Source organism: Sphaerisporangium sp. NPDC004334 (genome assembly GCF_053602655.1).
The window spans coordinates 117,348-135,797 of record NZ_JBSGDZ010000020.1; the positions used below are offsets into that span (position 1 = coordinate 117,348).

The window sequence follows — 18,450 nt, forward strand, 5'->3', positions numbered from 1 at the left end:
CACACCCCGCCCGGGCCGCGTCACGCCGCCGCCCGGCCTTCGCACCCCCGGGAGCGGCACGTGATCAGAGTGGTGCTGGCCGAGGACCAGGCGATGGTCAGGGGCGCCCTGTCCACCCTGCTCGGCCTGGAGGCCGACATCGAGGTCGTCGGTGAGGCCTCCACCGGAGAGGAGGCCGTCGCCGTCGTCCGTGAGACCAGACCCGACATCGCTCTGCTCGACATCGAGATGCCGGTGATGGACGGCATCACGGCCGCCGCCGAGATCGTCCGCGTGGCGCCCGGCTGCCGCGTCATGATCCTCACGACGTTCGGCCGGCCCGGCTACCTGCGCCGGGCGATGGAGGCCGGCGCGGTGGCGTTCATGGTCAAGGACAGCCCGGCCCGCGAGCTGGCCGCCGCCATCAGGCGGGTGCTGGCCGGGGAGCGGGTGATCGACTCGGCCCTGGCCGCCGCCGCCCTCAGCGCCGGCCCGAACCCGCTGTCCCCGCGCGAACGCGACGTGCTGTCCGCCGCCGCCGACGGCTCGACCATCGGCGACATCGCCCTGCGCCTGCACCTGTCCGAGGGCACCGTCCGCAACTACCTGTCCACGGCCATCCAGAAGACCCACACTCGCAACCGCATAGAAGCCGTCCAGCGAGCCCAATCCCAAGGCTGGCTCTGACGACGCGCGTGAGGGCGTGGCCGGAGCATCCGGCGCGCTTCGCGCGAGCGACGCTCGGGCCGTTCGGATGAGCCCGGAAGGTTCTGAAAGAGATCCGGGGAAGCGTGTCGGATCGGGGCGGTGGTGTTCGTAGCAGGGGTGAGGCCGCCGCAAGGCGCGCGACCGACTTCCCGCGAGGAGACACCGTGACCGCCACCTACACCTTCGACATCTTCTCCACCCTTGACGGCTTCGCCAACCACGACGGTGACTGGGGCGGCTACTGGGGCAAGCAGGGCCCCGAGTTCCTCGCGCATCGCGCCGCCGCCTACCGCGACCCGCTGCGCATGGTGCTCGGGGCCACGACCTACGCGTCGAACGCGCCGTTCCTTGACGCGGGCTTCGACCGCAGCCTGTTCGACGGATGGATCACGCGCATGTTCGCCTCTCCGGTCACGGTGCTGTCCAGCCGGCTGACCGAGCCGCTCGACTGGCCGGACACGACCATCGAGTCCGGCGATCCCGTCGAGGTGGTCACGCGGCTCAAGGCCGAATCCGATGTGCCGCTGCGCTCCCACGGCAGCCTGACGCTCAACCGGGCGCTGCTGAACGCCGGCCTGGTCGACACCATCGAGGTGACGGTCTTCCCGGTGATCTCCGGGGCGACCGGCGTGGACCGGATCTTCGACGGCGCGGACGACTTCGACCTCGAGCTGCTCGAGGCCCGGACCTTCGACGGCCACACACAGGTGCTGACCTACCGGCCGACCCGACACGGCTGATCGGCGACGGGGCCGCCGCCGGTTCGCGTGGCGGTCGGCCCGGCCCCGAAACCGCTGCCGTGGCTAGGCCGGTGGTTCGACGACCACCGCCAGCATGCGGGTGACCTGAGCCGTCAGCAGATCCGGATCGGCGTCGCGCAGCGCCGAGGTACCGATGAGGCGGCGCAGCAGCCAGGTGCCGGCCAGCAGGGCGAGCCCCAGTTCGGCGCGTTCCCGCGCGTGGGGGCCGTGCAGGGCGGCGGTGAAACGGGCGCCCACGTGCTTCTCGATGCCGGCTCGGATGATCTCCGCCGCTCTTGGGTTGGCCGCCGACTTGAGCGTCAGCTCGAACGGTCCGAGGTGGTCCGTCTCCGGGGTGGTGCGGTCCACCAGCGCGCGGGCGGTCTCGGCCGTCAGGTCGGCCGGATCGGCCGGATCGGCCGGATCGGCCGGGACCATCGTGGGCTCGGCGAACGAGACGTCCACCACCTCGGTGAACAGCCCTTCCTTGGAGCCGAAATAGCGGTTGACGAGCATGGCCGTCACTCCGGCGTCCGCGGCTATGTCGCGGACGCCCACCCCGTCGTAGCCGTGCCGGGTGAAGGCCGTGATCGCCGAGGTCAGGATGGCCTGCCGGGTGGCCGCGGCATTGCGGGGCCGGGCGGTGGGGTGCGTCATGGCGAGCAAGTCTACGACTGACAACTTGTCGTGGTAGTCTACGACTGTAGACAAAGTCTCGACCCAAGGAGTTCTGGTGGATCTGCAACTCACCGGACGTCGCGCCCTGATCACCGGGTCGACGTCCGGACTCGGTGAGGCCACCGCCCGGCTGCTCGCCCGGGAAGGCGCCGCGGTCGTGATCCATGGCCGCAGCGCCGAACGGGCACAGGCGGTCGCCGACTCGATCGCCGCCGACGGCGGAAAGGCGTCGATCGCGGTGGGCGACCTGGCCACCGATGCCGGCGCGGACGCGACGGCCGAGGACGCTCTGGCCGGCGGTGACGTCGACATCCTGGTCAACAACGCCGGCGCGTACGAGCACCTGAACTGGGCCGACGCCACCGCGGACATATGGAAGGACACCTACGACATCAATGTCGTGTCCGGGGTGCGGATGATCCAGCGCCTGGTTCCGGCCATGCGTGAACGCGACTACGGGCGGGTCGTCACCATCGGAGGCGGCCTGAGTACGCAACCGTTCAACAGCCACCCGCACTACAACGCCTCCCTCGCTGCCCGGCACAACCTGGCCGTCTCACTCGCCCGCGACCTGGCCGGCACCCGCGTCACCTCCAACGTCGTGGCACCCGGCGCGATCCTCGTCCCGGCCGTGCGTGACTTCCTGGTCAAGCTGTCGCCCGGGCGCGGCTGGGGCGAGACCTGGGAGGAGATCGAGTACAACTCGGTCCGCGAGATCGTGCCCAACGACCGGGTGCGCTACGGCAGGCCAGAGGAGATCGCGGGCGCCGTCGCCTACCTGTGCGGCCCCTACGCCGAGTACATCAGCGGCGCGACCATCCGCGTCGACGGCGGCACGGTCCGCGGCGCCTTCTGAACGCACCCACCGCGACCAGCCAGGTCATCGCGTGTCGAGCCAATCCCAAGGCCGGCTCGGACGAAGAGTCCAGCGGCCAGGTGCAGCCGAGATCAGGGAACACCTGATCAGTCGCTGAGGAGGCGCTCCCACAGCAGTCCGTCCCGCCAGCTCCCGTCGAGGAAGATCGAGGAGTGCGCGACGCCGTACGGGCTGAACCCATTGCGGCGCAGCACCCGCTGTGACGGCAGGTTCTCCAGGTTGGTGGACGCCTCGGCGCGGTGCAACCCGAGTTCGTCCGTCATCACCTGGAGCACGAGCCCGACGGCGCGTCCGGCGTGCCCCTGATTCTGGGCGACGCCGGCGATCCAGTATCCGACGGAGCCGCGGAGCAGATGCGGCTGCGGCAGAATGTTCCCGACGGTGACCTGTCCGATCACCTGGTCGTCGGCGAGCACCACACCCGGCCAGACCGAGCCGGCCCGGTATCGGGCCAGCAAGCCGTCGATCCGCTCCGCCTGGCCCTCTGGGGTGAAGAAGTCGGCTGGCTGGGCGGGTTCCCACGGCCGGAAAGCCTCGAAGTCCCGCGCCCGATGCGCGGCTATCGGGGCGGCGTCGGCGGGCTCGATCAGACGGATCCTGGTGCTGCTGCGCATGGGCCGATCCTCGTCGCGGCGCGTCGGATGAGACAGCCAGCCTAAGCGAGGGTGCCCGCGCCTTTCCCGGCCTCATCTCGACCGAGGCGGCTAGCTCAGGGCGGCTCTGGCGCCGTGCGCTTCTGAGCGGCGGCGCTCTCCGTATCGAACATGTGATCTAAAACTTCTAGGAGCGGGGCTTGGGCCGAGGTTACGATCTTGGTGGTGGTCGGCCGGGTCGATCGGCCGGCTCTCCACGCTGACGGGGCGGAAAGGCGCCTCGCTGACCGGACGGGAGATCGAGCTTGAGGCGTGCGCTGATCGCGATGGGCATGGGGTTGAGCTTGCTGGGGTCCACCGTCGTCGCAGGTCCGGCCCGGGCCGCGAGTCCGCTGGCCGTGCCGTTGGCTTCCACTGTGACGGCGGCTCAGCAGGTCGCGAGCTTCTGGCTGGCCGACGGGGCCGCCAATCTGAGGAACGCCACGCCGTACACCGTGGAGACCGAGACCGGCGGCGAACGGCTTTCCGCCGACATCGTCCCGGACGGTCCTCCGGCGTCCATCCCGCCGCTGGAGGGGCCTGCCTCGCCTGAGGGCGAGACGCCCCCGACCTCGGGCAAGGTGTTCTTCATCGGCAGCGATCTGCTGCCGCACTGGTGCACGGGTACGGTCGTGCACGCGAAGTTCAGGAACGTCGTCGCGACGGCGGGGCACTGCGTGCTGGATGTTGAGGCTCCGATGGGCGCGCTCTGGAAGTGGGTCTTCGTCCCCGGCGGCCACTCCGACGGAACGACCCCGTTCGGCCTCTATGTCGGCAAGCGTGCCTACACCCACTACGACCTGGACGACCTTCGCGACTACGACCGGGACTACGCCTTCGTGAACGTGTACGACGGGGTCGTCTCCGCGTCGCCGGACGCGCTGAGCGACGTCGGGAGGCTGGGCGATAACGTCGGCGGGCAGGGGATCGAGGCCAACCAGCCGCTCCCGTCGACGGTGGACGTGCTCGGCTATCCCGCCGGCCCTCACCCCGACGGCAGCCTGCCCTACACCGGCGGGACCCTCGAACGCTCGACCGGAGCGGCCTTCGCGGCGAAGGTCACGATGTTCAGGATGGACCGGCCTGTCGGCGTGGATTCACCGTTCACCGGTGAGGGGTCCCTCGGGTCCTCGTGGCTGACCCAGTACAGCGACGACAGCCGTAAAGGCTATCTCAACGGCATCACGGTCAGCGTTTCCGACACCGACGGCGACGGCCGGTACGACACCGGCATATCGCCGTACTTCGACGGCGAGTTGTACGGGGTCTACCTCAAGGCCACCGCCTACTGGACGGGTTCCATCATCTGAGCGCCCTCCGTCCCCGCCGCGCCCGCCCGTACGGGTGGGCGCGGTGCCGCTGTTGATTGCTTCAGGCCACCTCGCCGGCCTTCGTGGCGCGCAGGAAGCTCGTCCAGGCCTCCGGGGGAAGGTCAGGACGGGGCCGCCGGGGTTGGTACATCAGCGGCGCGACCGTCCGCGTCGACGACGGCACGGTCCGCGGCGCCTTTTGAAGACGCCCACAGTCATCCACCCATCGAGGGCCGTAAGGCCCGCCGGCAGCGGCTGACCTGGCGCCGGCGTGGTTACAGATGGTCGCTGACGAGCGTGGCGAACTCGTCCAGCACGTGCAAGGTCTCGTCCTCGGGCAGGGTCGGCAGCGAAAGCGCCAGGCGGTCGGCCCCCGCTTCCGCGTAGGCGGCGATGAGTTCGGCATCGGGTGACACCGACGCCACGATCACCGGCACGTCCCCGGCGACCTCGGCCAACTGGTCCAACTGGGGCCGGACCCGGGCCGGGTCGTCCGCCGAGTGCGGCATCCAACCATCGCCGTGCTCCGCCACCCTGGCCAACGCCGCCTGGCCATCTCCACCGATGTAAATGGGCGGATGCGGGTCTTGTACCGGCTTGGGCCAGCAGAACATCGGGTCGAAGTCAACGTACCGGCCGTGGAACTCGGCCTCGTCCCTGGTCCAGATCTCCTTGATCGCGGTGAGCCTTTCGTTCAGCAGGGCCCCCCGGGTGCGTGGATCCGTGCCGTGATCGCGCATCTCCTCCCGGTTCCAGCCCGTGCCCACACCGAAGATCACCCGGCCGCGGGACAGCAGGTCCAGGCTGGCGACCTCCTTGGCGGTATGAATGACATCGCGCTGGGCCAGCAGGGCCACGCCGGTTCCGAGCAGCAGGTCGTCGGTCACCGTCGCCGCTGCGGACAACGCGACGAACGGGTCGAGCGTGCGGTAATACACCCTGGGCAGCTCGCCGCCCATGATGAACGGCGTCTCTCGCTTCACTGGGACATGGCTGTGCTCATGCAGGAAAAGGGAATCGAAACCGCGCTCCTCCAACGCCTTGGCCAGCACGGCAGACCGGATGCCCTCGTCCGTGATGAACGTCGTGACACCAACCCTCATGTCTCAAGTCAAGCACTCTCCCTGCGCCTGTCGCCTGCCAGGGGTGGGCCGGAGTCGCACCGCCCGACGCGGAACCGTGCGGCGTCCGGTACGGCACCACGATGCGGCGACGTTCGAGCCGGTCACCGATCTTCACCACCGTCAGGCCGCGGGCCACCCGCCGGCGGGTTCCGCCGTGCACGCGTTCTCAGGCCGCTCCTGGGATGAGGCAGCGCTGCAGGTAGTGTGAGTACGTGGGAGTCGCGCTGCTGGGCGCGCCATCTGGTTCGGTATCCACCACCGCGCATCGACGGCGATCGGCGCGTCCTCAGAGCTCGCAGGCATCGTCCCCTGAACGGCATCACTGGGATCTGTGAGATCGAAAACATGAGGACACATCATGTCGAGGGTCACATATGAACCGAAGGTCACGGGCCTGGTCCTGATCGACACCGTGAACGACATCTTCTCCGAAAATGGAAAAGGCTACCCTCTCTTCAAGGACGAGTTCGCGCGGATCGGTGTTCTGGATAATCTCGTACGCCTGCTCGCGGGGGCACGCGAGCGACAGATACCGATCTTTTTCTGTCCGATGTCCTACACCGAAGAGGACTACACGACGTGGAAGCACCTGTCCGGCATCCACCAGGAGATGTACGAGAAGCGGATGTTCGAGGCCGGCAGTTGGGGCGCTGACTTTCACCCTCGGCTGGGGCCGCGTCCCGGCGAGATCACGATCATCCCGCACAAGAACATCGACGTGATCGCCAACACCGACCTCGACGTCCAACTGCGTCAGCACGGCGTCGAGTACGTCGCGGTCGCCGGGATGATCGGCACCCTCTGCGTGGAGTCGACCGCGCGCAGTGCGATGGAACGCGGCTACCACGTGACGACGTTCACGGACGCCACCGCCGCCATCGGTGGCGAGGAGGCCTACGAGGAAATGGTGCGGCGCTACCGGCTGATCTCCCATGCCACCGTCGACGTCGGAGGCTTCCTCGTGGCGAGCGGCAGGAGCGTTCGGTCGGGCTGAAGGCAGGCCGCGAGGTCGTTCTCTCCGCCGGGGCGCGACGGTGACTCCTCATCCAGGCCGGCATGGATCCGCGAGACCTCGGACGTGGACATCCCCGGTATCGACGCCCAGGGCCGCCGCCGGCTCATGTGCCGGTCGCGCAGTGCCGGCGGCGGGCTTCTTGGCTCAGGCGCTCAGGTGGTCTGGTCGGACTTCATGGCCCGGAGGAACCTCGTCCAGGCCTCCGGGGGGAAGGTCAGGACGGGGCCGCCGGGATTGGTGGAGTCGCGGACGGCGACGACTCCGGGCAGGTTGGCCGCCACCTCGACGCACATACCGCCGTCACTTCCGGACCGGCTCGATTTGCGCCATCGCGCCTTGGTCAGATCCATCTCCGCACCGCTTCCTCGATCATCTTGAGGGACAGGGTCTGTGCGTGAGCTTCGCCGCGGAGAGTGTCGTGCAAGGTGCGAAGCCGTGTGATCGTCGCGCGATCGTCAACGGTACGTCCCTGCGGCTGTGTCTCCACATATCCGGTATAAGCGGAACCGCGCATTTCCGCTATGCCGAACGCCCCGAGAAACCCTGCGGCGGCCCTGGAACCGTAGGGGACTATCTGAATGGTGATCCTCGGCAGGCGGGACATTCCCGCCAGGCTTTCCATCTGCTCACGCATGACGGCGGGGCTTCCGATCGGCCGATGGAGAACGCCCTCATCGACGAGGGCCCAGACCATGGGCGGGTCGTCGCGTGAGAGGGCGTTCTTGCGCTGCATGCGGCCGGCGAGGCGTGTCTCGATCATTTCCGCCGTGATGCCTGGGTCGTCCTCGAAGAGCGTCCGTGCATATGCCTGTGTCTGGAAAAGGCCGGGGACGAGGAGGGGGTCCCATAGACGGAGATCGGTCGCGCGTAGTTCCTCGGCGGCCCAGTCGCGGAAATGCTCGGGGACCGGGGGGAGGGGCGGCCAGGCGTCCAGGTAGAGGCCGTGCATGACGCCGTCGAGGCGGAAGACCTGGTCGCACAACTGGGCGAGGCCTTCTGTGGGGATGCGTCTGCAGGTCTCGACCATGCCGATCAGGCTCTCGGAGTAGCCGACCCTGCGGCCGAACTGCTCCTGGGTCATCCCCGCCCTGAGGCGGTGCCGCCGTAGCTCGTACGAGAACCGCGCCGCACCCGATGATTGGGGGTCGATATCGACCATTCTGCCCATCTATCCCTCGCCTTCGCCGCGCCACGGCACATCCCACGAGCTCACCACGCCATGACCGGGGGAGTGCCTTTCGGTGAGTTCGATCGGCTACGCAAAGTATCCGATCGACTACAGGATGGTAAGGCGAATTCGTGCCCAGTGGCAGACGGTTTTCGGTCCACGACCGTAATTGGACGCGCCTCGCCGCCGGGCACCCGACACCCCGACTCGTATCGTGGAGGCGGCCGATGGGCGGCGGCAGAACGCGGGAGCAGTACCTGGAGATGAGGGCCGAACCGGAGGCCGCGGGCTACGCGCGCGAACACGTCAGGCGCGTGCTGTCGAAGTGGGGCAGAGAGGGACATCCTCGAAACCGCCGAACTCGTCGCCTCGGAGCTCGCGACCAACGCCGTCAAGGCGACATGGAAGATCGGGGCTCTGGAAGGGTGTGCCGGTCCCGGTCACATCTGGATCGACCTGCACCAGACGGGCGTCCTGGTCGTGCTCGAAGTGTGGGACGCCGGACGGACCCCTCCCCGGCTCAAGGCCGCGGGGCCGGACGACGAGGGCGGGCGCGGCCTGTGGCTGGTGAACGCCCTGGCGGACCGCTGGGGATGCCGCTACCCGGTCACCGGCGGCAAGATCGTCTGGTGCGCCTTCGGCTCGGTACCCGAAGCCTCAGGGGGGGTGTCACTTCCGCGTCGAGGCGGCTAGGTGCGAGGTCGTCGTGACCACGAAGTGCAGCGCGCCGCGGGGTCACCGGTCAGGGACGTCCGCTGAACGCGAGCCTGCCGCCGAGGACGAGCAGGACGGCGCCGACGATGCCGTCCAGCACCGGCTCGAAGAGACGGCGCCCGAACAGCCGGGCCGCCCGGTGCGCGGTGAAGGCGAACACGAAGGTCCCGGTCAGGTTGCCCATGGCCGCGATGAGCGTCAGGCCGATGATGAGCGGGGTGGCCGCCGTGCCGCCGGTCGTGACGAACTGGGGGAGCAGCGCCGTGAAGAAGGCGGCGGCCTTGGGATTGAGCAGGTTGGTGGTCAGCCCCTGCTTGAAGAGCGCCCCGGAGGTCACCGGAGCCTGGACGGGCACGGGAACGGTCGCCGCGGGACGCGCCGCCCGCCGCCATGCCTGCCAGAGCATGCGAGCTCCGAGGTAGCCGAGGTAGACGCCGCCGGCGAGCTTGAGCACGGTGAAGGCGAGCGCGGACGCCGCCAGCACCGCGGCGATGCCCGCGCACGCGGCCAGTCCCCACAGCAGCAGGCCCGTCGCGCTGCCGAGGCCGGTGCGCACGCCGGCGGCCCAGCCGTGGCGCATCGCGTTGCGCACGACCATGGCCGTGTCGGGGCCGGGCGTTATGGTGATCAGCGTGACGATGCCGAGATAAGCCACAAGCGCCTCATGTGTCATATCCCGACCCTATGGGCCTGTGCGGGCTTCGGATCTTGAGATGAGTCGAAGGCTCCGGACCCACCCGATCGCTCCGCGTAGGAGGGTCCACTTCGATGATCGTCGGCTGTGGGTGATCGCTCGATCGACCACGGGTGCGATCACGGAGCTGACGTGCTCAGGGCGTACGTGAGTCGCCGATCACCCTCGTCGGTGCGCTCGTCCTGGTCGTGGCACGCGTCGCGGCGGTGTCGTGCCGGTGCTGCGGGCCGAGCACGCGAAGCATGTCCAGCGCCTCGGTGCCGCCGGGCGGCGGAGTGAAGACCCGCAGCCGCTGGTCGGTCGCGGGCGTCGCCAGCACTTCGCAGTCGAGGTCGATCCTGCCGAGCTCGGGATGCCTGAGCCGGTACGGGTGTGACACGCGCACCGCGACCTCGTGCCGGTCCCACAGCGCCGCGAACTCGGCGCTGGCCGCGCGGAGCCGCGTGACGAGTGTGCGGGATGCCGCGTCGTTGCCCCGGCGGGCCGCCTCGGCGCGCAGGTCGGCGACCAGCTGCCGGGCGTGCTCCTCGTGCTCTTCGGCTGCGAAGTGGCTTCGCACGTCCGGTTCGGTGAACCAGCGCAGCACGATGTTGCGGTCCTCCTGGGCCACGGTGCACACGCACCCGAACAACGCCGCCGCCATGTCGTTCTGCGCCAGCAGGTCGCCCAGATCGCTCAGGACCTGGACCGGAACGCTGTCCAGCTGGTCGAGCAGGTACAGCATGCTCGGCCGCAGGTACTCCCCGGCCCGCGCCCCCTCCGGCGGGCGGTGTCCGGCGAGCAGGTACAGGTGGTCCCGCTCGTCGGTGGTGAGCCGCAGCGCGCGCGTCAGCGCGGCCAGCATCTGAACCGAGGGCTGCGGGCTTCTGGCCTGCTCGAGCCGCATGTAATAGTCGGACGACATCCCGGCGAGCACCGCGACCTCCTCGCGGCGCAGTCCTGGCGTACGCCGCCTCGGGCCCTCGACCAGCCCGACGTCCCGTGGAGTCAGCCGTTCCCGGGACCGGCGCAGGAAATCGGCAAGGTCGTCACGGTTCATCACCATATCGGTAGTGATATCACCACTCGTGGAACGCATCCTCGGACCGCCGATCCTAGGCGGACCGCTCCGGTTCTCAGCCGTCGAAGGCGAAGGCATAGTTCTGGTGTGGCCGTCCAAGGCCCGACCGGACGAGGCGGAGCGGTGATCACGTCATGAAGGCAGTGCGGTTCCACGAGTACGGCGGGATCGATGTCCTGCGGGTGGAGGAGGTGGAACGTCCTGCGCCGGGCCCCGGGCAGGTGCTGGTCGAGGTCCGCGCGGCCGGGATCCAGCCCGGCGAGGTGATGATCCGGGAGGGCGCGCGGCACGACCGCTGGCCGGCGAGGTTCCCCTCCGGGCAGGGCAGCGATCTGGCCGGCGTCGTGGTGGAGGCCGGTCCGCAGGTGCGGGGCTTCTCGGTGGGAGACGAGGTCCTCGGCTTCACCCACAACAGGGCGAGCCACGCGGAGTTCGTCGTGGTCGACGACGTGAATCTGGTCTCGCGCCCGGAGGGGCTGCCCTGGGAGGTGGCCGGGTCGTTGTACGTGGCCGGCACGACCGCGTACGCGACCGTGTTCGCGGTCGACCCCGGACCGGCGGACACGGTCGTCGTCTCCGGTGCGGCGGGCGGCGTCGGCTCGCTCGCCGTGCAACTCGCCCGGCGGCGCGGCGCCACGGTGATCGGGCTGGCGAGCGAGCCGAACCACGCCTGGTTGAAGGACCGCGGTGTCGTCCCGGTCAGGTACGGGGAGGGTGTGGCCGAACGGATCCGGCAGGCCTGCGGCGGGAACGTCGACGCGTTCATCGACACCTTCGGCGACGGCTACGTGGCGCTGGCGGTGGAACTGGGCGTGCGGCCCGAGCGGATCGACACGATCCGCGACTGGCGGGCCGCGGCCAAGGTCGGTGCGCGGACCTACGGAGAAGGCGCGGCGGCGTGCGCGGTCGTGCTCGGCGAACTGGCCCGGCTCGCCGCGCGCGGGGAGCTTGAGGTGCCGATCGCCCGCGCCTACCCGCTGGAGGGAGTGCGTGACGCCTTCCGCGAGCTGGAGCGGGGGCACACCCACGGCAAGATCGTGCTCCGGCCCTAGAGCCTGTACGGCACTGGAGATCAGAGGGATTCGCCGGAAGGCGACTCGTCCGCCGAGCGGTATGGGCGCCATTTCGCCCCTGTCATAAGGGATTAACACCGGCGAAATTCGCTGCCGGGTGTCAAGTAATAGGTTGACGGTGTCGGCCGAGGGTTTCTCTCGACCGTACGCGTGCGCGCACTGCACTGCCGGTCCCTGATCAGGACATGTCCGTCCGCACCTTTCGCCCAGGGATGCGAAATGACCGAATCCAGTGTGTCACCTCCACCCAGCCACGCACCCGACATGGTCACCACTACCGCCACCACGACGACCGTCCCGGCGCCCTCCGGCGAGGACGCCCCGGCCGGCGGCCTGGTCAAGCCCGGTTACGATCCCCGGCTGGCCAACGAGGACCTGGCTCCACTGCGCCACCAGAACTGGTCCTCCTACAACATCTTCGCCTTCTGGATGTCGGACGTGCACAGCGTGGGCGGCTACGTCACCGCGGGCAGCCTGTTCGCCCTGGGCCTGGCGAGCTGGCAGGTGCTGTTCGCGCTCGTGGCGGGCATCGTCATCGTCAACGTCTTCTGCAACCTGGTGGCCAAGCCCAGCCAGATGACCGGTGTGCCGTACCCGGTCATCAACCGGGCGATCTTCGGCGTGCTGGGAGCGAACATCCCGGCCGTCGTCCGGGGACTCATCGCCATCGCCTGGTACGGCGTGCAGACCTACCTGGCCTCACAGGCGCTCATCATCATCTTCCTGAAGTTCTGGCCCGCCACGGCGGCCCTGAACGACGTGCGCGAGTACGGGCTCCTGGGGCTGCCCGCCCTCGGGTACATCTGCTACGCCATCCTCTGGGTGGCGCAGGCGGCGGTCTTCTGGAAGGGCATGGAGGCCATCCGCCGGTTCATCGACTGGGCCGGGCCCGCCGTGTACGTGGTCATGCTGGTCCTGGCCGTCTACCTGGTGAGCCGGGCGGGATGGCGGAACATCAGCCTCGACCTCTCCCAGGGTGAGGTGCTCGGCTTCGGTGAGTCCATCCCGGTCATGCTGGGCGCCATCGCCCTGGTCGTCTCCTACTTCTCCGGCCCGATGCTCAACTTCGGGGACTTCTCCCGGTACGGGCGCTCGTTCGCCGCCGTGAAGAGGGGGAACCTGCTGGGGCTCCCGGTCAACTTCCTCTTCTTCTCCATCCTGACGGTGATCACCGCCTCGGCCACGGTGCCGGTGTTCGGCGAGTTGATCACCGACCCCATCCACACCGTCCAGCGCATCGACACGCCGTTCGCCATCCTGCTCGGCGGGCTGACCTTCGTCATCGCGACGGTCGGCATCAACATCGTCGCCAACTTCATCTCCCCGGCGTTCGACTTCTCCAACGTCAACCCCAGGCGGATCAGCTGGCGTACCGGCGGCATGATCGCGGCGGTCGGGTCGGTGCTGCTCACGCCCTGGAACTGGTACGGCAACCCCGACGCCATCCACTACACGCTCGGCCTGCTCGGAGCCCTCATCGGGCCGCTGTTCGGCATCCTGATCGCCGGCTACTACGTGTGCTCGCGGCAGCGGGTGTGGGTGGACGAGCTGTTCACGCTCGACCGGGCGGGCCGCTACTGGTTCCGCGGGGGGTACAACCCGAACGCGGTGTGGGCGACCGTGGCCGCGGGCGTGCCGGCCATCGCCTCGGTGCTGGCACCCAAGCTGCTGCTCGACCTCGGTCTGACCACGATCGACCTGACCTGGATCGCCGACTACAGCTGGTTCATCGGGTGCGGGCTGGGCTTCGTGGCGCTGGTCGCGTTCGAGCGGGTCTCGCCCCGCATCACCGGCCTGGACCGCGACCTGGCCGCCGCCTCCGACGGGGCCGCCGCCTCCGACGACGGGGCCGCCGCGCGAGCGGCCGTCCCGGAGGGCGCGACTCCGGCCGGCCCGTGACCCGCATCCGTGTGATCAACCCCAACACCGCCCAGGCCATGACCGAGTCGATCGGCCGTTGCGCCCGGGCGGTGGCGGGGCCGGGCACGACGATCGTGGCCGTGAGCCCGGCCATGGGCCCCGAGTCGATCGAGAGCCACTACGACGAGGCGCTCGCCGTTCCCGGGCTGCTCACCGAGGTCGCGGCCGGTGAGCGGGAGGGGACCGACGGGTACGTCATCGCCTGCTTCGGCGACCCCGGCCTGGACGCGGCGCGCGAGCTGGCGGCCGGCCCCGTCGTGGGGATCGCCGAGGCCGCCATGCACGTCGCGACCCTCGTCGGACGTGGCTTCAGCGTGGTGACCACCCTGTCCAGGACGGTGGGCCGCGCCTGGGACCTCGCCCACAGGTATGGCTTCGCCGCCGCCTGCCGGGGCGTGCACGCTTGCGACATCTCCGTGCTCGATCTGGATCGCCCTGACGGTGACGCCCGCGAGGTGGTGACCAGGCTGTGCGCCGCCGCCCTCGAAGCGGACGGCAGTGACGCGGTGGTGCTCGGCTGCGCCGGGATGGCGGCGTTCTGCGCCGAGATCTCCGGTCGCCTCGGCGTCCCGGTCATCGACGGCGTGACCGCCGCCACCACCCTCGTCGAGTCTCTGGTGCGCCTCGGGCTGCGCACGAGCGCCCGCGGCGAGTACGCGCCGCCCCCGCCCAAGCGCTATTCGGGACCTCTCGGCGGCTTCACCATCCCGGCCCGGGGATGACTTCCGCCGCGCCGCCGGAAACGCCCCATCGCGGCATGTGGTCCGTCGGCCACGCCGGCACGCGGTGGTCGTGCCGGCCGGATCAGGGGCTCGCGGTGCCGATGTCGAACGCCTCGATCAGGCGTGCCGCGCCGGCCCGGCCGGTGTCCGGGGCGAGCAGCGCGCGCTGGCGTTCGGCGCCGGTGCCCGTGCGGGCCAGCGCGGTCAGAAGCCGGTCGACCTCCTCCTCGTCGCCGGTCTCCCGCAGCGCGGGACGGATGCGGTCGAGCATCTCGTCCACGAGCGCGGTGGCGGGCACCCCGCCGCCCGTCCTCGGATGAACGCCGTCGCCGTTCAGCCCGAAGCGGGCGGCGGCCCACAGGGCGGCCCGCAGGATCTCGGTGTCGCCGAGGTCGGCGGTGTCCTCACCCGCCGCCAGTTCGGCGCAGGCGGTGCGCACCAGCGCGCGGGACAGGGCGGCCTGCAGCACCGCCTCGTCCACGGTGGCGGCGACGTCCGCGGCCCTCAGCTCGACGGTCGGGAACCGCGCCGACGGCCTGGCCAGCCAGTACGGGTGCGCTGAGGGGACCAGCGCGCCGCTGCGGTGCAGCATGGCCGTCACCTGGTCGTAGTGCGCGGCACTGGAGAAGTGCGGGGGGATGTCGGTGGCGGGCCAGCGGGACAGCGCGACGGTGCGCCAACTCGCGTAGCCGGTGTCGGCGCCGTCGCAGAACGGGGAGTTCACGGAGATCGCGAGCAGGGTCGGCAGCCAGGGCCTGAGCCGGTTGACCACCGCCACCGCCATCTCACGGTCGGCCACGCCCACATGGACGTGCAACCCGCACGTCTCCTGCTGGGTGACGAGCAGCCCGTACAGGTCGCGCAGCTCGCCGTACCGCGCCTTGGCCGACACGGTGCGGGGGACGGCCGGAGGGGTGACCGGAGAACCGATGGCCAGGACGCGCAGGCCCGACTCGGCCGCGGCGCGTCCCAGCCGGGCCCGGCCCGCGGCCAGCACCTCGCGAAGCCCGCCCAGGTCCGTCCGCACAGGCGACACCGTCTCGATCATGGACGCCAGCAACTCGGCCTCGAACCCGGTCGCCGACCCCGCCGGCCCGGCACCCGTACCCGCCGTCGCGGGGGCGCTTGAGCCGGTCGCCGCGGCCTGCTCGGCGTGCCGGTCGGCCACGTTCGCAGGCTCGCCGGCCCACGGTCTGTCGAGTACGTCCAGCAGTCGTGCGTTGCCGGGGACGGGGCGGCCGTCCAGGGCGTCGACGACCAGGAACTCCTCCTCGACGCCGAGGGTGACCGCGTCGCCCTCGGCCGGCCGATAGGACCGCGCGAAGCTCACCTACACCGCCCCGGGCCATGACGGGGACACCACGAACGGCTCACGACGGCCCGGGCACCTGCGCGACACGGGCGGCTTGCGGCGCTTCGGCTCGTTCATCGACGCCATTCTAAAACCGCCACCCCTCACCCACGAGCCCCGAAGGGCGATGATCGATGCGCCCCGACATTCCCCGGGCGAGGGGGAACATGCTCGCCCCGCACCGCTTCAGGAGTGATCGACGTTCGGGTGCCGCATGGCGAACGCGCGCCACGCGTCTGGACGGGAACCGCGGCGGCCGAGTCGGCATGCCCGGCGGAGGGCACGGACGGGCGGCACCTCACATTCCGCCGGACCGGAGAGGTGATTCCTCCGCGCTGCGGGGGAGGTGACGGCGATGGCGACGAGTGGGATACAGGACCGGATCCAGCGTCATATCGACACGCTGATCGAGACCGGCGCGGAGACCGGTGTGCAGGTCGCCGTCCATCACCATGGCGCGCTGATCGTCGACGCGGTGGCCGGTACGGCCGACCCGGCCACCGGGAGGCCGCTCACCTCCGGAACGCCGATCTTCAGTTTCTCCACCGGCAAGAACGTGGCGGCCGTGCTGGCGCATCTGCTCGTAGAGGGTGGTCTCATCGGTTACGACACCCCGGTCACGGACCTGTGGCCCGAGTTCGGCGTGCACGGCAAGGCCACGGCGACACTGCGGCACGTGCTGACCCACACCGTCGGCCTTCCGGCCATGCCGCGAGAGATCACCCCGCGCGAGCTTCCCGACTGGGTAAGGGTGTGTGAGGCGCTGGCCGCCGCCGAGCCGCGCTGGCCGCCGGGCACCGCCGTCGGCTACCACTCGTACACCTTCGGCCATCTCGTCGGCGAACTGGCCCGCCGCGCGACCGGGCGGCCCATGCGCGAGCTGCTCCGTGAGTGGATCACCGCGCCGCTCGGAATCGAGGGGCGGCTCTACTTCGCCGCTCCCAAGGAGTCGCTCGCGGGGCTGGCACGCCTGGAGCAGCAGGCGCGGCGATGGCCTGCCGGCCCGGACGACGGTCCTGCGATCCTCGCACCCTGGGAAAGCCGGCCCAGTGCCGACTTCGGCAACGACGAGGAGATCCTGCGCGCCGACATTCCATCAGTGGCCAGCGCCACCGCTCACGGCCTCGCCGCGATGTTCAACGCCGTGCTGCAGGGCGAACTCCTGGACTCCGCGCGGTCGGCGGAACCGTCCGCGCTCGCGTTCGAGGGTGTGGATCAGGTTTTCGGCAATCCGTCGCGGATGGCGCTGGGCTTCCCGATAGGCAGGATCGGCGCACCTGCCGAGGAGAACTCCGTGGCATTCGGATGGCCGGGCGGAGGCGGAAGCTACGCCTACGCGGACCCCGTGCGGGGCGTCGCCTTCGCGCTGACGAAAACCCGGCTCGTCCCGAACTTCGACACCGCCCTGTCGGTCACCGCCATTCTGGCCGACCACCTCGCCGGGACCCGCTGAGCATTTCCTGCGGCTGTGCCGGGATGGGATTCGCGACGATCAGAAGGAGAGATCATGTCCGCTCACACGGCCGGCGACTCGACCGCGCCGCAGACCGGCCTCGGTCCGTTCTCCTCGCCCGGCGCCTGCCCGACGCCCTGGGAGGAGACGGAGTGGGCACTGCGCCGGATCCAGAAGTTCCAGCTGTGCACCGTGCGCCGGGATGGCCGCCCGCACGTGACACCGTTGCTGGCGATGTGGACGCTGGGCGCGATGTGGTTCACCACCGGCGAGAACGAGCAGAAGGCCAAGAATCTCAGCGCCAACCGGCACTGCGCGCTGACCGCCGGAACCGGCACCCTGACCGGCGTGGACTACGTCATCGAAGGCACCGCGAGCCTGGTCACCGACCAGGCCACCAGGGACGCCGTGGCGACCGCCTTCGAACAGGCCTACGGCTGGCAGCTCACCCGCGAGGACGGAACCTGGTACCACCTGGGCGACGCCGTCCGGACCGGCGATGTCCGGCTCTACCGGCTCCAGCCGGACAAGGGCTTCGCCTTCGCCACCGGTAGCGAGTCATCCGAGACCCGCTACCGGTGGAGCTGAAGGCGCAACGCCGCGCCGCCCACGCAGTCGTGCCGTGACCTCCCCGCCGCAGAGCGCTCGGACGGGCCAGGCCACCGGATGGCGATCGCGGGTGACGGCTTCAGCCGTGCGAGGCCCTTCTCCTGCGCATGCCGGCGCGGGGAGGCGTTCGAGCGGATCAGTAGTGGTACTTCGTCACCTGCTTGCGGCGGACGATCATTCGGAAGATCCACAGTGGGAGCCACACGAACAGGCCCATAAGCCACAGGTGAGGATGGTCAGCACCAGGTGCAGCGTGTGTGACCCGGCGGACAGACCACGCTGTTTGGTCACGATCTTGCGCGGCCCGGGTGGCGGCGGTGGGTACTGCTGATCGTGGTACGGCTGCTGCGGGTGGCCGTAGGGCGGCTGGTTCGGAGGATAGGGGGGCTGGCCCACGCGGTCGCTCTCCATAACTGGATAGTGGTAGTGATCTTTGTGGGACGTGCAGGCGTCGCGGCCGGTTTACCGCGCCCCGCTCCCCGAAATCAGCATGACCCACCTCGCGGACAACCGCCGGCGGCCGGCCCCGGCTCTGCTCAAGGCGGCCCTGAGACGGGTCCGACCAAGGTCACCAGAGGGCGGGTAGCCGTTCACATCTGGGGCACGCCTGCCTCCGGCCCTGA

General features: G+C 70.0%; 18 protein-coding genes and 1 pseudogene. 11 read left to right on the plus strand and 8 right to left on the minus strand.

What is annotated here, in order from left to right:
* Nucleotides 1-60: 60 nt before the first annotated feature.
* Nucleotides 61-666: a response regulator gene (locus ACWEN6_RS26255; RefSeq protein WP_452573669.1), complete on the plus strand. Its 606-nt coding sequence runs from the start codon at nt 61-63 to the stop codon at nt 664-666.
* 185 nt (nt 667-851) lie between these two features.
* Nucleotides 852-1,427, plus strand: a complete 576-nt coding sequence (locus ACWEN6_RS26260) for a dihydrofolate reductase family protein (RefSeq protein ID WP_452573671.1) — start codon at nt 852-854, stop codon at nt 1,425-1,427.
* Between the two features lie 63 nt (nt 1,428-1,490).
* Here the strand turns inward: ACWEN6_RS26260 and ACWEN6_RS26265 are convergent, their stop codons facing one another.
* Nucleotides 1,491-2,084: a TetR family transcriptional regulator gene (locus ACWEN6_RS26265; RefSeq protein ID WP_452573673.1), complete on the minus strand. Its 594-nt coding sequence runs from the start codon at nt 2,082-2,084 to the stop codon at nt 1,491-1,493.
* A gap of 76 nt (nt 2,085-2,160) precedes the next feature.
* On the opposite strand from ACWEN6_RS26265, the gene ACWEN6_RS26270 reads away from it, so the two are divergent.
* A complete protein-coding gene (locus ACWEN6_RS26270) occupies nt 2,161-2,961 on the plus strand; it encodes an SDR family NAD(P)-dependent oxidoreductase (RefSeq protein ID WP_452573675.1) in 801 nt (266 codons plus the stop codon).
* Between the two features lie 107 nt (nt 2,962-3,068).
* Here the strand turns inward: ACWEN6_RS26270 and ACWEN6_RS26275 are convergent, their stop codons facing one another.
* A complete protein-coding gene (locus tag ACWEN6_RS26275) occupies nt 3,069-3,596 on the minus strand; it encodes a GNAT family N-acetyltransferase (RefSeq protein WP_452573677.1) in 528 nt (175 codons plus the stop codon).
* Nucleotides 3,597-3,880: 284 nt separating this feature from the next.
* Here ACWEN6_RS26275 and ACWEN6_RS26280 point away from each other — a divergent pair, with 284 nt between their 5' ends.
* A complete protein-coding gene (locus tag ACWEN6_RS26280) occupies nt 3,881-4,924 on the plus strand; it encodes a trypsin-like serine peptidase (RefSeq protein WP_452573679.1) in 1,044 nt (347 codons plus the stop codon).
* A gap of 275 nt (nt 4,925-5,199) precedes the next feature.
* On the opposite strand, the gene ACWEN6_RS26285 is transcribed toward ACWEN6_RS26280, so the two are convergent.
* Entirely contained in the window at nt 5,200-6,027 is an 828-nt protein-coding gene (locus ACWEN6_RS26285) for an LLM class F420-dependent oxidoreductase (protein WP_452573681.1), read from the minus strand.
* Between the two features lie 379 nt (nt 6,028-6,406).
* Here ACWEN6_RS26285 and ACWEN6_RS26290 point away from each other — a divergent pair, with 379 nt between their 5' ends.
* A complete protein-coding gene (locus ACWEN6_RS26290) occupies nt 6,407-7,042 on the plus strand; it encodes a cysteine hydrolase family protein (protein ID WP_452573683.1) in 636 nt (211 codons plus the stop codon).
* A gap of 173 nt (nt 7,043-7,215) precedes the next feature.
* Here the strand turns inward: ACWEN6_RS26290 and ACWEN6_RS26295 are convergent, their stop codons facing one another.
* Entirely contained in the window at nt 7,216-7,413 is a 198-nt protein-coding gene (locus ACWEN6_RS26295) for a DUF397 domain-containing protein (RefSeq protein WP_452573685.1), read from the minus strand.
* A complete protein-coding gene (locus ACWEN6_RS26300) occupies nt 7,404-8,222 on the minus strand; it encodes a helix-turn-helix domain-containing protein (RefSeq protein ID WP_452573687.1) in 819 nt (272 codons plus the stop codon). The genes ACWEN6_RS26295 and ACWEN6_RS26300 overlap by 10 nt, the downstream gene beginning before the upstream one ends.
* A 312-nt stretch (nt 8,223-8,534) precedes the next feature.
* Here ACWEN6_RS26300 and ACWEN6_RS26305 point away from each other — a divergent pair.
* A pseudogene (locus ACWEN6_RS26305) lies at nt 8,535-8,924 on the plus strand (ATP-binding protein); the annotation flags it as partial.
* Nucleotides 8,925-8,973: 49 nt separating this feature from the next.
* Here the strand turns inward: ACWEN6_RS26305 and ACWEN6_RS26310 are convergent.
* Nucleotides 8,974-9,618 carry a LysE family translocator gene (locus ACWEN6_RS26310; RefSeq protein WP_452573689.1) on the minus strand — a complete coding sequence of 215 codons (645 nt, stop codon included), beginning with the start codon at nt 9,616-9,618 and terminating at the stop codon, nt 8,974-8,976.
* 157 nt (nt 9,619-9,775) lie between these two features.
* Nucleotides 9,776-10,678 (minus strand): helix-turn-helix transcriptional regulator, encoded by a 903-nt coding sequence (locus ACWEN6_RS26315; protein WP_452573691.1) that lies wholly within the window; start codon nt 10,676-10,678, stop codon nt 9,776-9,778.
* Between the two features lie 155 nt (nt 10,679-10,833).
* On the opposite strand from ACWEN6_RS26315, the gene ACWEN6_RS26320 reads away from it, so the two are divergent.
* The 3 genes from ACWEN6_RS26320 (at nt 10,834) to ACWEN6_RS26330 (ending at nt 14,414) form a co-directional block, all read left to right on the plus strand.
* A complete protein-coding gene (locus tag ACWEN6_RS26320; RefSeq protein ID WP_354930296.1) occupies nt 10,834-11,751 on the plus strand; it encodes an NADP-dependent oxidoreductase in 918 nt (305 codons plus the stop codon).
* Between the two features lie 285 nt (nt 11,752-12,036).
* A complete protein-coding gene (locus tag ACWEN6_RS26325) occupies nt 12,037-13,671 on the plus strand; it encodes an NCS1 family nucleobase:cation symporter-1 (protein WP_452573693.1) in 1,635 nt (544 codons plus the stop codon).
* Nucleotides 13,668-14,414 carry an aspartate/glutamate racemase family protein gene (locus ACWEN6_RS26330; RefSeq protein ID WP_452573695.1) on the plus strand — a complete coding sequence of 249 codons (747 nt, stop codon included), beginning with the start codon at nt 13,668-13,670 and terminating at the stop codon, nt 14,412-14,414. Before ACWEN6_RS26325 ends, ACWEN6_RS26330 begins: the two co-directional genes overlap by 4 nt.
* A gap of 82 nt (nt 14,415-14,496) precedes the next feature.
* Here ACWEN6_RS26330 and ACWEN6_RS26335 read toward each other — a convergent pair whose 3' ends face one another.
* Nucleotides 14,497-15,744, minus strand: a complete 1,248-nt coding sequence (locus ACWEN6_RS26335; protein WP_452573697.1) for a carboxylate-amine ligase — start codon at nt 15,742-15,744, stop codon at nt 14,497-14,499.
* A gap of 376 nt (nt 15,745-16,120) precedes the next feature.
* On the opposite strand from ACWEN6_RS26335, the gene ACWEN6_RS26340 reads away from it, so the two are divergent.
* Nucleotides 16,121-17,218, plus strand: a complete 1,098-nt coding sequence (locus ACWEN6_RS26340; protein ID WP_452573699.1) for a serine hydrolase domain-containing protein — start codon at nt 16,121-16,123, stop codon at nt 17,216-17,218.
* 54 nt (nt 17,219-17,272) lie between these two features.
* Nucleotides 17,273-17,806, plus strand: a complete 534-nt coding sequence (locus ACWEN6_RS26345; RefSeq protein WP_452573701.1) for a pyridoxamine 5'-phosphate oxidase family protein — start codon at nt 17,273-17,275, stop codon at nt 17,804-17,806.
* Nucleotides 17,807-18,450 lie beyond the last annotated feature (644 nt).

What these genes read in the sequence shown, in the direction of transcription:
- ACWEN6_RS26265 (WP_452573673.1), bottom strand. Translation starts at nt 2,084, where the DNA reads ATGACGCACCCCACCGCCCGGCCCCGCAATGCCGCGGCCACCCGGCAG.
- ACWEN6_RS26275 (WP_452573677.1), bottom strand. Translation starts at nt 3,596, where the DNA reads ATGCGCAGCAGCACCAGGATCCGTCTGATCGAGCCCGCCGACGCCGCC.
- ACWEN6_RS26285 (WP_452573681.1), bottom strand. Translation starts at nt 6,027, where the DNA reads ATGAGGGTTGGTGTCACGACGTTCATCACGGACGAGGGCATCCGGTCT.
- ACWEN6_RS26290 (WP_452573683.1), top strand. Translation starts at nt 6,407, where the DNA reads ATGTCGAGGGTCACATATGAACCGAAGGTCACGGGCCTGGTCCTGATC.
- ACWEN6_RS26295 (WP_452573685.1), bottom strand. Translation starts at nt 7,413, where the DNA reads ATGGATCTGACCAAGGCGCGATGGCGCAAATCGAGCCGGTCCGGAAGT.
- ACWEN6_RS26300 (WP_452573687.1), bottom strand. Translation starts at nt 8,222, where the DNA reads ATGGTCGATATCGACCCCCAATCATCGGGTGCGGCGCGGTTCTCGTAC.
- ACWEN6_RS26310 (WP_452573689.1), bottom strand. Translation starts at nt 9,618, where the DNA reads ATGACACATGAGGCGCTTGTGGCTTATCTCGGCATCGTCACGCTGATC.
- ACWEN6_RS26315 (WP_452573691.1), bottom strand. Translation starts at nt 10,678, where the DNA reads ATGAACCGTGACGACCTTGCCGATTTCCTGCGCCGGTCCCGGGAACGG.
- ACWEN6_RS26320 (WP_354930296.1), top strand. Translation starts at nt 10,834, where the DNA reads ATGAAGGCAGTGCGGTTCCACGAGTACGGCGGGATCGATGTCCTGCGG.
- ACWEN6_RS26325 (WP_452573693.1), top strand. Translation starts at nt 12,037, where the DNA reads ATGGTCACCACTACCGCCACCACGACGACCGTCCCGGCGCCCTCCGGC.
- ACWEN6_RS26340 (WP_452573699.1), top strand. Translation starts at nt 16,121, where the DNA reads ATGGCGACGAGTGGGATACAGGACCGGATCCAGCGTCATATCGACACG.
- ACWEN6_RS26345 (WP_452573701.1), top strand. Translation starts at nt 17,273, where the DNA reads ATGTCCGCTCACACGGCCGGCGACTCGACCGCGCCGCAGACCGGCCTC.